The 14961-nt window shown below is 72.5% G+C and carries 12 protein-coding genes; 2 read left to right on the top strand and 10 right to left on the bottom strand.

Going from position 1 to position 14961, the window contains the following annotated elements; translation table 11 throughout:
* Window positions 1-194: 194 nt before the first annotated feature.
* The 6 genes from ACIGW2_RS23025 to ACIGW2_RS23000 form a co-directional block, all read right to left on the bottom strand.
* Window positions 195-1934 carry a beta-N-acetylhexosaminidase gene (locus tag ACIGW2_RS23025; RefSeq protein WP_399845465.1) on the bottom strand — a complete coding sequence of 580 codons (1740 nt, stop codon included), beginning with the start codon at window positions 1932-1934 and terminating at the stop codon, window positions 195-197.
* Window positions 1935-1938: 4 nt separating this feature from the next.
* Entirely contained in the window at window positions 1939-2805 is an 867-nt protein-coding gene (locus ACIGW2_RS23020; RefSeq protein WP_399845463.1) for a carbohydrate ABC transporter permease, read from the bottom strand.
* Entirely contained in the window at window positions 2802-3773 is a 972-nt protein-coding gene (locus ACIGW2_RS23015; RefSeq protein WP_391655733.1) for a carbohydrate ABC transporter permease, read from the bottom strand. Before ACIGW2_RS23015 ends, ACIGW2_RS23020 begins: the two co-directional genes overlap by 4 nt.
* Before the next feature lie 19 nt (window positions 3774-3792).
* The gene (locus ACIGW2_RS23010) at window positions 3793-5094 is read right to left on the bottom strand and encodes an extracellular solute-binding protein (RefSeq protein ID WP_391655734.1); all 1302 of its coding nucleotides are present in this window, start codon (window positions 5092-5094) and stop codon (window positions 3793-3795) included.
* A 293-nt stretch (window positions 5095-5387) separates the two neighbouring features.
* A complete protein-coding gene (locus ACIGW2_RS23005; protein ID WP_356066991.1) occupies window positions 5388-5675 on the bottom strand; it encodes a DUF3039 domain-containing protein in 288 nt (95 codons plus the stop codon).
* Between the two features lie 28 nt (window positions 5676-5703).
* A complete protein-coding gene (locus ACIGW2_RS23000; RefSeq protein ID WP_361583005.1) occupies window positions 5704-6264 on the bottom strand; it encodes a YqgE/AlgH family protein in 561 nt (186 codons plus the stop codon).
* A 288-nt stretch (window positions 6265-6552) separates the two neighbouring features.
* Here ACIGW2_RS23000 and murA point away from each other — a divergent pair, with 288 nt between their 5' ends.
* Complete coding sequence (murA, locus tag ACIGW2_RS22995; RefSeq protein WP_356066994.1) at window positions 6553-7893, top strand: UDP-N-acetylglucosamine 1-carboxyvinyltransferase; 1341 nt, start codon at window positions 6553-6555, stop codon at window positions 7891-7893.
* A 237-nt stretch (window positions 7894-8130) separates the two neighbouring features.
* Here the strand turns inward: murA and ACIGW2_RS22990 are convergent, their stop codons facing one another.
* The 3 genes from ACIGW2_RS22990 to ACIGW2_RS22980 form a co-directional block, all read right to left on the bottom strand.
* Window positions 8131-8412, bottom strand: coding sequence for an HU family DNA-binding protein (locus ACIGW2_RS22990; protein WP_128983783.1), 282 nt, complete (start codon window positions 8410-8412; stop codon window positions 8131-8133).
* A gap of 398 nt (window positions 8413-8810) precedes the next feature.
* A complete protein-coding gene (locus tag ACIGW2_RS22985) occupies window positions 8811-10226 on the bottom strand; it encodes an NAD-dependent malic enzyme (RefSeq protein WP_361583002.1) in 1416 nt (471 codons plus the stop codon).
* A gap of 433 nt (window positions 10227-10659) precedes the next feature.
* A complete protein-coding gene (locus ACIGW2_RS22980; protein WP_399845457.1) occupies window positions 10660-13047 on the bottom strand; it encodes a HelD family protein in 2388 nt (795 codons plus the stop codon).
* 297 nt (window positions 13048-13344) lie between these two features.
* Between ACIGW2_RS22980 and ACIGW2_RS22975 the strand changes: the two genes are divergently transcribed.
* Entirely contained in the window at window positions 13345-14172 is an 828-nt protein-coding gene (locus ACIGW2_RS22975) for a helix-turn-helix domain-containing protein (RefSeq protein ID WP_391655736.1), read from the top strand.
* Between the two features lie 169 nt (window positions 14173-14341).
* On the opposite strand, the gene ACIGW2_RS22970 is transcribed toward ACIGW2_RS22975, so the two are convergent.
* The gene (locus ACIGW2_RS22970; RefSeq protein WP_399845454.1) at window positions 14342-14932 is read right to left on the bottom strand and encodes a GNAT family N-acetyltransferase; all 591 of its coding nucleotides are present in this window, start codon (window positions 14930-14932) and stop codon (window positions 14342-14344) included.
* Window positions 14933-14961: the final 29 nt, after the last annotated feature.

Here is a 14961-nt window from a genome sequence, read left to right as displayed (position 1 = left end):
TACGTGCTCACAGCCTGGACGTGGCAACTCTGGCACATCTTCCGAGCCGTACGTCGCGAGGGTCCGCGAAGGACGGTTCCGCCGGAGAGGTGCGGGGACATCCCCCAGCGACAGTAACTTCCCTTTTGCCGCTCTTGGGTGACACGGGGACGATGGGTACCTCACACGCGCCGCGGACGGCGCCCGCGCGTGTCTCACACGTTCGGGGGCGGGCCCTCCAGGGGGCGGCCGAGGACGCCGGGGCGGCGCTGCCAGGGGCGGGGTCCGGTGGGCGGGCGGTAGGCGACGCCGAGGGCGTCGAGGCGGAGGTAGTGGGTGTCCATGCGGCGCTCGAATCCGGCCAGGTCGCGGTGATCGGGCGCGGGCAGCCGGGACCAGGCGACCTCGGCGAGGGCGGCGAGGCGGGGGTGGGTCTGGTAGTCGACGCGGTCGCGGCTCTCCATGACCTCGGTCCACACGTTGGCCTGGGTTCCCAGGACGTGGGCCGCGGCCACGGGGGCGAGCCCGGGCGGGACGGGCTCGAAGCGGTAGACGTCGGCGAGGGTGCGCACGTAGCCGATGGGCATCGGTTCGTCCGCGCCCGGCGCCTGACGGTGGTCCAGGTAGACGTGCTGCTCGGGGCACATCACCACGTCGTGGCCGGCCTCGGCGGCGGTGATCCCGCCCGCGTAGCCGCGCCAGGACGACACGACGGCGCCCTCGGGCAGGACCCGTGCCGCCGCCCCGGCCCCGCCCGTACCCGTGGCTCCGCCCCCGCCCCCGCCCCCTGGCCCCGGGCCGCCCTCCAGGATCTCGTCCCATCCGACGAGCCGGCGGCCGCGGTCCGCGAGCCAGCGGGCGAAGTGGCGCACGAACCAGGCCTGCAGCCCGTCCTCGTCGCCGACGCCGAGCTCCCGGATCCGGGCCTGGGCGGTGGGCGAGGCCTTCCACTGGTCCTTCGGGCACTCGTCGCCGCCGATGTGCACGAAGGGCGAGACCTCGGCCGGGAAGAGGTCGAGGACCTCCTCCAGGACGCCCTCGTAGAAGCGGAGGACGGTGTCAGTGGGGGCGAGTACGTTCGGACTGACCCCCCAGGTGTCCCAGACGGAGAGGGCGGTGGTGTCGATGACGTCGGTGTTGCCCAGTTCGGGGTACGCGGCGATGGCGGCCTGCGAGTGGCCGGGGACGTCGATCTCGGGCACGACCGAGATATGCCGGTCGGCGGCGTAGGCGACGATCTCGCGGATGTCGTCCTGCGTGTAGTGGCCGCCGTGCGGCGTCTCGTTCCACAGCGGCGACGCCCGGTGCCCCCACTTGCTCCGCGCCCGCCAGGCGCCGACCTCGGTGAGGCGGGGGTGGCGCCTGATCTCGATGCGCCAGCCCTGGTCGTCGGTGAGGTGGAGGTGGAGCACGTTCAGCTTGTGCGCGGCCATCAGGTCGAGCTGGCGCAGCACGTCGTCCTTGGGCATGAAGTGGCGGGCCACGTCGAGCATGAGGCCGCGCCAGCGGAAGCGGGGCGCGTCGGTGATCGTGACCATGGGCAGGTCCCAGTCGTGCCCGGCGGGCACCACGCGCGCCCGGCGGTGCGCCTCCGGCCCGAGCAGCTGCCGCAGGGTCTGGGCTCCCCAGAACACCCCGGCGGCGGAGCCGCCCTCGATGACGACGGCCGCTTCGGCGAGGGAGCCGTCGGTGGACAGCCGGTAGCCCTCGGGGCCGAGCTCGCGCTCGACGTCGGCGGCGATCCGCAGCCGGATCGCGTGCGGCCCGGTGCCGTCGGCGAGGGGCAGTCCGGTGGCGGCGCCGAGCGCCGTGCGCAGCCAGCGCGCGGTGCCGTGGGTGCCGGGGCCGGCGTCGAGGGTGGTGCGCTCGTCGAGGGCGACGTGGCCGGGCGAGCCGGCGCGGCACTCGGTCCGTACGGGCAGGGGGATCAGGGCCAGGTCCGTTTCGTGCGTCATCGTGTCAGTCCTTCACCGCCCCGCCGAGGCCCGAGACCAGGCGGCGCTGTACGAGTACGAAGAAGACGAGCACCGGGACGGTCATCACGGTCGACCCGGCCATGATCCCTCCCCAGTCGTTCTCGTCCGGCTTGAAGAAGACGAGCAGCGCCATCGGGAGGGTCGACTGCGAGGTGTCGCTGATGAGGAAGGACTTCGCGAAGAGGAAGTCGTTCCAGGTCGAGATGAACGAGAAGACGCTGGTCGCCACGAGTCCGGGCAGGACCAGCGGGAAGAGGATGCCCCACAGGAAGCGGCTGCGGCTCGCGCCGTCGATCATGGCCTGCTCCTCCAGGGCCTCCGGGACCGCCTTCACGAAGCCGCGCAGCATCCAGATCGCGAAGGGCAGCGAGAAGGCGAGGTGCGGGAGGACCAGCGAGCCCAGGGTGTTGAGCAGGCCGGCGTCCCGCATGAGGAAGAACAGCGGGATGGTCAGGGCCTCCACCGGCACCATCTGCGCGACCAGGAACATCACGAGGAGCGTGGTCCGGAAGCGGAAGCGGAAACGGGTGACGGCGGTCGCCGCGAGGAAGGCGATGACGGCGGAGGCGACGACCACCGTGCCGGCCACGAGCAGCGAGTTGAGGAAGTAGCGGCCGAACTCCTGCTGTTCGAAGACGCGGCGGAAGGAGTCGAGGGACGGGGAGAGGGTCCAGGGCCGGGGCGAGGTCGACTGGATCTCGCCGGCCGGCTTGAGCGCGGAGAGGAGCATCCAGTAGAGGGGGAAGGCGACCACGGCGGCGATCAGCAGCGCCGCGGCCTCGGCGGCCGCCCGCCCGGGCCGGCGCAGGCACAGGAGCGGACGGGCGCCGTGCGTACGTGTCGTGCTCACCGTTCCTCCCCCTGGCGGCGCAGCAGCCGGAGGTACCCGAGGGTCACCGCCAGCAGGATCAGCAGCATCACGACGCCGATGGCGGAGCCGAGGCTGTACTCGGACGAGGCGAAGGCCTTCTGGTAGGCGTAGACGTTGAGCACCAGGTTCTGGCCGGCGATGCCGCCGCCGCCCGTCATCACGTAGATCTGGGTGAAGACCTTGAAGTCCCAGATGATCGACTGGATGGTGACGACGACCAGGATCGGGCGCAGCATCGGCGCCGTGACGGAGCGCCAGATGCGCCACTGCGAGGCGCCGTCGAGGGCGGCGGCCTCCAGGACCTCGGCGGGGACGGCCCTGATGCCGGCGTAGACGGTGACCATGACGAACGGGAACGAGCACCACACGACCTCGAAGAGGACCAGGGCGAAGGCGCTGTAGCGCCCGTAGGTCCACGAGAAGTCGCCGAGCCCGAGGACGCGGTTCACCGGCCCGTAGTCGGGGTCGAAGAGGAAGACCCACACGGTGGAGCCGGTGACGGCGGGGGTGGCCCAGGCGCCGAGCGCGGCCAGCATCAGGGCCAGCCGGGGCAGGGCGCGGATCCGGGTGAGCAGGACGGCGAGGGCGCAGCCGACGGCGAGGGTGCTGACGACGCAGGCGGCGGCGAAGAGGACGGTGGCGAGGAGGACCTGCCAGAACTGGGGGTCGGCGAACAGCGTCCGGTAGTTGCCGAGGCCCTGGAAGGTGGTCGGCTGTCCGCCGCTGACCTGGGCCTGGGTGTATTCGAGGAAGGAGATCAGGCCGAGCTGGTAGATCGGGTAGACGAGGAGTCCGCCGAGGACGGCGAGGGCGGGGAGCAGATAGAGCCAGGGGGTCGCGCCGGGGCCGCGCCGGCGGGTGCCGCGCGGCCGGGCCGCCTGCCCGGAGGGGTCCTTCGCGGTGTCGTGCGCGGTCGACGCGGGCGGCGCGGGGAGTGCCGTGGTCATGGGGCCGGTTCCCGTCGTCTCAGCCCGCCGCCGCGAACGCGGCGTCCATCTTCCTCGCGGCGTCGTCGGAGGCGGTGGCGACGTCCTTCCGGCCGCTGACGATCTCCTGGAACATCGTGGGCAGCACGAGCTCGGCGTCGATCCGGCCCCAGCCGGCGGAGGCGGGGACGGACTTGGCGCCGGCGCCGAGGGTGTCGATGAAGGGCTTGACGAAGGGCTGTCGCTGCGCGGCCCGCTGCCGGACGTCGGTGTAGGTGGGCAGGAAGCCCATGGCGTCGAAGAGCCGGCCCTGGGTGGTCTTGCCGGCGAGCTCCTTCATCAGGTCGACGGCGAGGGTGCGGTGGCCGGTGCTCCTGAGCACGCCGAGGTTGTTGCCGCCGGCGAAGGCGGGGGCGATGGAGCCGGGCGTGGTGCCGGGCAGCGGCACGACGGCGTACTTCCCCTTCACGACGCCCGCCTCGACGGCCTGGTGGCTGAAGTCGCCGCCGATGGCCATGGCGGCCTTGCCGGAGGCGAAGGCGGTGACGGTGGCGTTGCCGCCCATCTGCGCGCACTTGGCGGCGGGGCAGTTGTCGTCGCCGAAGAGGGAGGTGTAGGCGGTGATGCCCTTGCGGGCGGCCGGGCTGTTGATCGCCGCGCGGTACGAGCCGCTGCCGGCGGCGCCCGTCTCGGTGGCGAGTTCGCCGCCGTGGGCCCAGACGAAGGGCAGGGCGCCGTAGGTGTACGCGCCGCCGACGGCGAGCCCGTACAGCTCGGGCCGCGCGCGGTGGACCTTCTTCGCGGTGGCGACGAGCTCGTCCTGGGTCTTGGGCGCGGCGAGGCCGAGGTCCGCGAAGACGTCGGTGCGGTAGTAGAGCGCGCGGACGCCGACGAAGAGGGGGGCGCCGTAGACCTTGCCGCCGACGGTGACGGAGGCCCGGGCGGCGGGGTCGGTGTCCTTGGCCTCGGGCCAGGCGCCGAACTCGGCGGTGACGTCGGCGAGTCCGCCGTCCTTGACATAGCCGGCGGTGTCGGTGTTGCCGTACTCGATGAGGTCGGGCGCGGACTTCGGGTCGTTGAAGGCGGCCTTGACGCGTTGGGCGCGGGTGTCGACGGGGATGTACTCGACCTCGACCTTCGCGCCCGGGTGCCGCTGCTCGAAGGCGGCGACGGCCTGCTCGACGACCTGCTCCTTGGGCTTGTTCTCGACCTCCTGGAAGAGCCAGACCCGCAGGGTGCCGCTCTTGTCGTCGGTGGTCGCGGTGCCGTTCGAGGTCTGCGGGGCGCAGGCGGCGAGGGTGATGAGGGCGATGGGTACGGCGATGCGGGCAGGAAGCTTCACGGCGGTTCCCCTCCGAGCGAGCGCAAGTGCATTGCAACATGTGCAACGCACATTTCGTTCTGCACAACACGCGTGAGGTTAGGGGCCGACCCAACGGCGCCACAAGAGGTCTCGACCACTCCTCCACCACTCCGTGACCACCGGAAGCACTCCGTGCAACGCCCCGCGCGAACCGGCCCCAGGAACGCGAACGGCCCCCGGCGCACGCACCACCGAAGTGGTCCGCGCACCGGGGGCCGTCCCCGGACCGCCCGGCCGCCGGGCTGCCCGCCCGACTACCCGGCCGCCCGCGGCTACTTGCCGTCCTTGCCGCCCTTGTCCTTGTCGCCACCGGCGCCCATGGAGTCGTAGATCTCCTTGCACATGGGGCACACCGGGTACTTCTTGGGGTCCCGCCCCGGTACCCAGACCTTGCCGCACAGTGCCACCACGGGAGTGCCGTCGAGGGCACTCGCCATGATCTTGTCCTTCTGGACGTAGTGGGCGTAGCGCTCGTGGTCGCCGTCACCGTGGGACACCTGCGGCGTCGGCTCGACGAGGGTTCCCGTACCTGCCCCGCGCTCGGGCTCGAGAGTGCTCATGGGACCCAAGGGTACTGAAACCGCCCGGTCAGTTCAGCGAAGGGTCGTCCGGATACGTCGCCACCATCGCCAGTTCGCCGCGCTGGCGGCGGAGGACCTGGCGCCAGAGGGTTTCCGGGCGGGGGGAGGAGACGTCGCCGGGTTCGGACTCGACCACGTACCAGGCGCCGTCGCGCAGCTCGGTCTCCAGTTGGCCGGGGCCCCAGCCCGCGTAGCCGGCGAAGATGCGCAGGGCGCCGATGGCGGGGCCGAGGAGTTCGGGCGGGGTCTCCAGGTCGACCAGGCCGATCGCGCCGTAGACCCGGCGCCAGCCGAGCGGGCCCTCGTCGCCGGGGATGACGGCGACGCCGAGGGCGGCGTCGAGGGAGACCGGGCCGCCCTGGAAGACGACGCCGGGCTCGCCGGCCAGCGCGGCCCAGGGGGCGAGGATGTCGCCGACCGTCACCGGGGTCGGGCGGTTGAGGACCACGCCGAGGGAGCCCTCGTCGTCGTGGTCGAGCAGGAGGACCACCGCGCGGTCGAAGTTCGGGTCCGCCAGCGCGGGGGTGGCGACGAGCAGCCGGCCTGTGAGCGAGGACACCTCGGTCATGCGACACATGATTCCGCACTTTCGGCGATCGCGGGGGTTGTCCGGGCGGGTCCGGGGTAGGCGGGCGCCACCGCAGGTCAGCCCGGGGGCCGGCGCGGGCGCCGCCAGGCGGAACGGGAAGAAGCGGACGGTGACGCTCCGCAAGATCGCGGGGACGGAGGGTGTTGTGCCGAATTCATTACATTCGAGGGCCCCCCTCGCCCATGCACCTGGGGTCTCCTTGACCCTTACCCTTTTCCCTGGCCCATTCGAGGGCCGACCCGACCGACGATCCGGAACGCGAGATTCATGACCGGCACAGACGATGTCCTGCTTGTCCACGGCGGAACCCCGCTGGAGGGCGAGATCCGCGTCCGCGGCGCGAAGAACCTCGTGCCCAAGGCGATGGTCGCCGCCCTGCTCGGCAGCGAGCCGAGCCGCCTGCGCAACGTTCCCGACATCCGTGACGTCCGCGTGGTCCGCGGACTGCTCCAGCTGCACGGCGTGACGGTCCGCCCGGGCGAGGAGCCGGGCGAGCTGATCATGGACCCGACGCACGTCGAGTCCGCCAACGTCGCCGACATCGACGCCCACGCCGGCTCCTCCCGCATCCCGATCCTCTTCTGCGGACCGCTGCTGCACCGTCTGGGGCACGCCTTCATCCCCGGCCTGGGCGGCTGCGACATCGGCGGCCGGCCGATCGACTTCCACTTCGACGTGCTCCGCAAGTTCGGCGCGACGATCGAGAAGCGGGCGGACGGGCAGTACCTGGAGGCCCCGCAGCGGCTGCGCGGCACCAAGATCCGCCTCCCGTACCCCTCCGTCGGCGCGACCGAGCAGGTGCTGCTCACGGCCGTGCTCGCCGAGGGCGTCACCGAGCTGTCCAACGCGGCCGTGGAGCCGGAGATCGAGGACCTCATCTGCGTGCTGCAGAAGATGGGCGCGATCATCGCCATGGACACCGACCGGACCATCCGGATCACCGGTGTCGACAAGCTCGGCGGCTACAACCACCACGCCCTCTCGGACCGCCTGGAGGCGGCGTCCTGGGCCTCGGCGGCGCTGGCGACCGAGGGCGACATCTACGTGCGCGGCGCGCAGCAGCGCTCGATGATGACCTTCCTCAACACCTACCGGAAGGTCGGCGGCGCCTTCGAGATCGACGACGAGGGCATCCGCTTCTGGCACCCGGGCGGCTCGCTCAACGCGATCGCCCTGGAGACGGACGTGCACCCGGGCTTCCAGACCGACTGGCAGCAGCCGCTGGTCGTGGCCCTGACGCAGGCCGCGGGCCTGTCGATCGTGCACGAGACGGTGTACGAGTCGCGGCTCGGCTTCACCTCGGCGCTGAACCAGATGGGCGCGCACATCCAGCTGTACCGCGAGTGCCTGGGCGGCTCGGACTGCCGCTTCGGGCAGCGCAACTTCCTGCACTCGGCGGTCGTCAGCGGCCCGACCAAGCTGCAGGGCGCGGACCTGGTCATCCCGGACCTGCGCGGCGGCTTCTCGTACCTGATCGCGGCCCTCGCGGCGCAGGGCACCAGCCGGGTGCACGGCATCGACCTGATCAACCGCGGCTACGAGAACTTCATGGAGAAGCTCGTGGAGCTCGGTGCGAAGGTCGAGCTGCCGGGCAGCGCGCTGGTCTAGGGTCTGCCGACGCCGATCCGCCGGACAGGCGCCGGGAGCCTTCCGGAGCCGTTCCGGGCCCTCTCGCGGGGGCCCGGGCGGGCCGGCGAGGGTCCGAAGCGCCGGATGCGCCCGGCTGCGGGCTTGTGAGCGCTTCTGCGGGCATACGAGAGGGCGGCCACCCCCTGACAGGGTGACCGCCCTCTCCGCTTGCCTCAGGCCGTCGTACGGCCTCCTGGCGCGCTGCCTACAGGCGACTTACTTGCCCTTGGCGGCTTCCTTGAGCTTGGAGCCCGCGGAGACCTTCACGCTGAAGCCGGCCGGGATGTTGATCGGGTCGCCGGTCTGCGGGTTGCGCGCGGTGCGAGCGGCACGGTGGGTGCGCTCGAAGGTCAGGAAGCCGGGGATGGTGACCTTCTCGTCGCCCTTGGCGACGATCTCGCCGGTGATCTCGGCGAAGGCGGCCAGCACGGCGTCGGCGTCCTTGCGGGTCACCTCGGCGCGGTCGGCCAGGGCGGCCACCAGCTCACTGCGGTTCATTTCGTTACTCCCGTATTTCTTCTTGCCTGTGAGGCGGGTTGCCTGTGAGGCGGGCCACGCGGCGGGGAGCCGCATGTCGGGCACTGCGAAGCCGATGCTGCCAGGGCCCTCGGACAGTGCCCGGGCCCGGGTCTGTCGACAGACCCTCGCGCCCAGACCGCATCCTGCCCCCACCAGCGGCGGGAACGCCAATCCGGCACCCTCTGGGGTCACACGAAAAGCGCCAGTGCCCCTCGGTGGTGACGTAGCGTCGACTCCGCACGGACAGTACGGAGCCGGACTACCACCCTAAAGGCGGGTTTGGGGTGCGGCGACTCGCGACACGCGCCCCGGCCGCCCGGACGGAGGGCCGTCGGGCGCCCGCCGGGAAGACCGTCGGACGCCCGCCCGGGACACCGTCAGGCGCCCGCGCCGGCCGCCTTCGCCGCGGTGCGCACGGCGCCGGCGACGGCTCCCGCGACCTTGTCGTTGAAGACCGACGGGATGATGTAGTTCGGGTTGAGCTCGTCCTCGGTGACGACGTCGGCCAGGGCGCTCGCGGCGGCCAGCATCATGTCGGTGTTCACCGTGCGGGACTGCGCGTCGAGCAGACCGCGGAAGACGCCCGGGAAGACCAGCACGTTGTTGATCTGGTTGGGGAAGTCGGAGCGGCCGGTGGCCACAACGGCCGCCGTCTGGCGGGCGATTGCCGGGTCCACCTCGGGGTCCGGGTTCGCGAGCGCGAACACGATCGCCCCCTCGGCCATGGCAGCCACGTCCTCGCCGCCCAGCACGTTGGGGGCGGAGACGCCGATGAAGACGTCGGCGCCGACGACGGCCTCCTTGAGGGTGCCGGTGACGCCCTCGGGGTTGGTGTTGTCGGCGATCCAGCGCAGCGGGGTGCCCGGCTTGGCGTCCACCAGGTCCTCGCGGCCGGCGTGCACGACGCCGTGGATGTCGGCGACCACCGCGTGCTTCACGCCGGCGGCGATCAGCAGCTTGAGGATGGCGGTGCCGGCGGCGCCGGCGCCCGACATGACGACGCGGACGTCGCCGATGCCCTTGCCGACCACGCGCAGGGCGTTCGTCAGGGCGGCGAGCACCACGATGGCGGTGCCGTGCTGGTCGTCGTGGAAGACGGGGATGTCGAGGGCCTCGCGCAGCCGGGCCTCGATCTCGAAGCAGCGCGGCGCGGAGATGTCCTCCAGGTTGATGCCCGCGAAGCCGGGGGCGATGGCCTTGACGATCTCGACGATGGCGTCGGTGTCCTGGGTGTCCAGGCAGATCGGCCAGGCGTCGATGCCGGCGAAGCGCTTGAAGAGGGCGGCCTTGCCCTCCATGACGGGCAGCGCGGCCTTGGGGCCGATGTTGCCGAGGCCGAGGACGGCGGAGCCGTCCGTCACGACTGCGACGGAGTTGCGCTTGATGGTGAGGCGGCGGGCGTCCTCGGGGTTCTCGGCGATCGCCATGCACACCCGGGCCACGCCGGGGGTGTAGATCATGGACAGGTCGTCACGGTTGCGGATGGGGTGCTTGGACGCCATCTCGATCTTGCCGCCGAGGTGCATCAGGAAGGTGCGGTCCGAGACCTTGCCGAGGACGACGCCCTCGATGCCGCGCAGCTGCTCGACGATCTCGTCGGCGTGCGCCGTGGAGGTCGCGGCGATGGTGACGTCGATACGGAGCTTCTCGTGGCCGGAGGCGGTCACGTCGAGGCCGGTGACGGAGCCGCCGTGGGTCTCCACGGCCGTCGTGAGCTGGGACACCGCGGTGCCGCTCGCGGGCACCTCGAGCCGGACCGTCATCGAGTACGAGACGCTGGGCGCCGTTGCCATGACCGTGTTCCCTCTGCTTTCCCTAGCTTCGTTGCTACGCCACCCGGACTGGTTCGCCCGGTGGCGCCCTCCGATCGTCGCACCTACCTGCCGGTAGCAGGTAATACGGTCTTTTCGTTTTCGGAAAGTAGTTTCCACCATACGAGAGATGGCTGCCAAACAGAAGGGGCAACGCAAGAGGTCCCCGTCACCCGAAGGTGACGAGGACCTCTGCACGCCATGACACCGACCCGCCATGCTCGCCTCGCGGCAAGTGGTCCCTCTGAGGGACGAAGGTTGGGCCCGGGGGCTTGGATCGAGCCGGTGCCACGACCAGGCTAACAAACCACCCCCGGACGTGATTCCCCCGGCGCGTGTTGACGCGAAATCGCCCCCTGGCGGCCCAGGCCGGACGGTGGCGCCGGCCCGGCCGCCACCGGCGGCCCTCGGGCCCTCAGTCCCGCAGCAGGTCCGGTACGCCGTCCTCGTCCGGCAGGTCGCGCTCGCCGGAGACCACGGTGAGCGCCTGCGTGGAGCGGGTCAGCGCCACGTACAGGACGCGCAGGCCGGCCGGGGACTCGTCCGCGATCTCCGCGGGCGAGACGACCACCGTGGCGTCGTACTCCAGGCCCTTCGCCTCCAGGGAGCCGAGCGCCACCACCCGGTCGCCGAGCCCGTCGAGCCAGCGGGCCGCCTCGGCGCGCCGGTCCATGGCGACGACCACGCCGACCGTGCCGTCGACCTCGCCGAGCAGCCGCTCGGCCTCCGACCGCACGGTTCCGGCCAGGTCGGCCCGCTCCCCCACCGGGACGAAGCGGGGCACGACACCGGTGGAGCGCACCGCCTTCGGCGCCTCCTTGCCGGGCATGGCCAGGGCGAGCACCTTGGCGGCGAGCTCGGCGATCTCGGCCGGGTTGCGGTAGTTCACGGTGAGCTCGAAACGGCGCCGGGGGCGGCTGCCGAGGGCCTCGTCGCGGGCGGCGCCGGCCTCGTCCGGGTCCGACCAGGAGGACTGGGCGGGGTCGCCGACGACCGTCCAGGTGGCGTGCCGGCCGCGCCGGCCGACCATCCGCCACTGCATGGGCGTGAGGTCCTGCGCCTCGTCGACGATGACGTGGGCGTACTCGGTGCGCTCCGCCGCCAGCCGCTCGGCCCGCTCGCGCTGGGTCTCCTCCCGTACCGGCATCAGCTCCTCCAGGCCCGTGAGCTGGTCCAGCGGGTCGTACTCGCGCTTCTTGCGCGGCTTGGCCGGGGCGCCGAGCAGCGTGGCCAGCTCGTCGAGCAGGGCCACGTCGTGCACGGACAGGCCGGGGCGGCGCAGCGAGCGGGCCAGCCGGCGGATCTCGCCGGGGTTGAGGGTGCGGCGGGCCCAGCGGCCGAGCCGCTTCTCGTCGGCCATGGCGTCGAGCACCCCGCGCGGGGTGAGCTCGGGCCACCAGGCGTCGAGGAAGGAGAGGAAGGAGTCCTCGGTGGACACGTCCTCGTCGAAGGAGGAGCGCAGTTCGGCGGCGAGCTCGGGGTCGCTGTGCCGGCCGGCGGCGCCGGACTTGGCGTACAGGGCGTCGAGGAGCAGCCGGCGGGCGCGCGGGCGCAGCAGGTTGACGGGGGCGGTGCCGGACAGGACGTTCTGGCGGATCCGGCGGAGCTCGGCCTCCTCCAGCTCCAGGCGGCGGCCGAAGGCGACGACCCGGAGCAGGGTCGGGGTGCCGGACCGGGTGTCGGCCCGGGCGCCGGTGGCCTCCTCGGGGGCCTCGTCCTCGCCGAGCGCGAGCTGTCCGCCGTCCTGCCCGCGGACGGGCTTCGGGGCGGGGGTCTCCAGGGCGCCGCGGGCGGCCTTGCGGAGCACGGCGAGCATCCGGGAGGAGCCCTTGATCCGGGCGACGGCGGGCTCGTCGTACGCGTCGGCCTCGACGCCGTCGACGAGCGAGCCGAGGGCGCGGATGGCGACCTGGCCCTCCTCGCCGAGGGAGGGCAGGACGCCCTCGGTGTACGAGACGAGCAGCGGGGTCGGCGAGACGATGAGGATGCCGCCGGCGTAGCGGCGCCGGTCCTGGTAGAGCAGGTAGGCGGCGCGGTGCAGGGCGACGGCGGTCTTGCCGGTGCCGGGGCCGCCCTCGACGTAGGTGACGGAGGCGGCGGGGGCGCGGATGACCAGGTCCTGCTCGGCCTGGATGGAGGCGACGATGTCGCGCATGGTGTGGCCGCGGGCCTGGCCGAGCGCGGCCATCAGGGCGCCGTCGCCGATGACGGGCAGCTCCTGCCCGTGCAGGCTGGCCGTGAGCTCGGGGCGCATCAGGTCGTCCTCGACGCCGAGGACCCTGCGGCCCTTGGAGCGGATGACGCGGCGGCGCACCACGCGGCCGGGGTCGACGGGGGTGGAGCGGTAGAAGGGGGCGGCGGCGGGGGCGCGCCAGTCGATGACGAGGGGGGCGTAGTCGGCGTCGAGGACGCCGATGCGGCCGATGTGCAGGGTCTCGCCGATCTCGGCGTACTGCCGGCCGCCCTCGGTGCGGATGGCGTCCTCGGCGGGTTCGACGGAGGTGTAGGCGCCGTCGGGGCCCTTCTTGCCGTCCTTGCCGTAGAGCAGGTCGATCCGGCCGAAGAGGAAGTCCTCGAACTCGTTGTTGAGCCGGTTGAGGTGGATGCCGGCCCGGAAGACCTGGGCGTCGCGTTCGGCGAGGGCGCCGGGCGTGCCGACCTGTCCCCGCTGGGCGGCGTCCTGCATCAGGAACTCGGCCTCGTGGATCTTCTCCTCGAGGCGGCGGTAGACCTGATCCAGATGTTCCTGTTCGACACCGATCTCACGGTCTCTGACCGTGTCGACGGCTTCCTGCGCGGCCACCCGGGCCCCCTTCTGACGTGCACTGGGCAGCCGTCGAGCGTACGCCACCGCGGGGCGATATGTCAGGCCTGGTGCCGGTGGCGGACAGCGGTCGGCCCGGGCGTACGGGGGAGCCGCCCGGGCCGACCGGAAACCGGGCGGCTCGGGGGTGCGCCGTCCGGTGGTCCGGTGAGTCCGCGCAGGTCAGCGCCACAAAACGGGCGGAGTGCGCGGGCACCCACAGCATGAATGTTGAACCGTTTATTATCTACGGACCGTTTTTCCTGACAATTCGCGCGCGGACACATCGGAGGCCGGGTGAACAAGACGGCACTGCGGGCCCTGCTCAAGGAGCGGCGCGAACTGATCGACCCGGAGGCCCACGGCCTGTCGCGGCCGACCGGCCGCGGGCGGCGGGCCCGCGGCCTTGCCCAGCAGCAGGTCGACGAGCTGACCTGCCGGGCGGTCGACACGTACAACCGCCTGGAGACCGGGCGCTATCCCAACCCGCCCGCCGACTACCTGCGCCAGATCGGGCGCCTCTTCGGGTTCGACGAGCGGGAGTGGGTGATGCTCTGCCGGTACGCCGGCGTCGGCGACCCGCCGGGTCCGCTCGACCCGGCCTCCGGCCTGGAGGTCCACGGGGCGTGGCAGGAGGCGGTCGACGGCATCGGGCACATGGCGTACGTCAGCGACGCCTCCTGGAACGTCCTCGCCCACAACCGGCGCTTCGCGGAGATGTACCCGGGTGGCCGGGCTCCCGCGAACACCATGCGCTGGATGCTCTTCGACCGGGGTGCCCGCGAGCAGAGCCTGATCGACTGGCACACGGTGTGGGCGCCGCCGGTGCTCCCCCAGCTGCGCGCCGCGCTCGTCGCGCGCCCCGAGGACGCGACGCTGCGGCGGATCGAGCGGGACGTGCGCGCCGACGCGTTCCTCGGCCCGCTGTGGGAGGCGGGCGGGGCGCACATCCACCCCGACGGCGTCGAACGCCCCCTGCACCACGCCCTCCTGGGTCCCGGCCACGTGACGATCTGCGCGGCCCAGCCGCTGACCGCGCCCGGCGCGCGCCTGATCATCCTGCTGTTCCGGCCGGCGTCCGAGGAGCCCCCGGCGCGCACACCGGTGCTGCGCGCGGTCCCCTAGGCCCTGTCCGGAAAGTTTCGCCTGGCTCGCGGCGCCTGGCACGCACGCTCGCCGCGTTGTCGTCGGTCGCCATGGCAAGCCATGTCTCCCTCCTCCGCCTTGCGATCGCACGCACCAGACACCGCGAGCCCTGCCCTGCGGGCAGACGACGCCACTTTCCGGACAGGACCTAGCGGGTGCTCTCCTCGGGCCCCGCGACGCCGAAGCCGGCCGGCGGGTCGTCGTGCAGGATCCGCTGGAAGAGGTGGTGGTCGCGCCAGTCGCCGTCGATGTGCAGATAGCGGGGCGCGGTGCCGATGCGTTCGAAGCCGCACCTGGCCAGGACCCGCTGCGAGGCGTGGTTGTGGAGCAGGGTGCTCGCCTCGACCCGGTGCAGGCCGAGTTCCTCGGCGGCCGCCCGGCAGGCCTCCCGTACCAGCGCGGTGGCCAGGCCGCGGCCGGTGTACGCCTCGTCCACCCAGTAGCCGATCGAGCCGCTGCGGAAGGGGCCGAGGACGACCCCGCTCAGCGTGATGCAGCCGACGATCGGCGCGCCGGCCGCGGGGCCGTCCGCCGCCGGGCCCGCCGCCGCGTCCACGGCGAACCAGCGCCACGAGCCGTCCACCAGCCGCGCCGCCTGTTCCTCGGGCGTGTAGTACTCCTCCGCCCGGCGCGGCTCCCAGGGCCGCATGTGGGCGCGGTTGCGCAGCAGGGCGGCGGCGAGCGCGGCGGCTTCGGCGGGGGATCCGGGGTCGGCGGGCCTGATCGTCACGGTGCTCATCCGCGTACGGTAACCGGCCGCCCCGCCGC

The sequence above is a fragment of the Streptomyces sp. NPDC053541 genome (assembly GCF_044544705.1).
Classification (GTDB): domain Bacteria; phylum Actinomycetota; class Actinomycetes; order Streptomycetales; family Streptomycetaceae; genus Streptomyces.
Note: the sequence above shows the minus strand (reverse complement) of the source record. Positions and strands in the feature narration are given on the sequence as shown.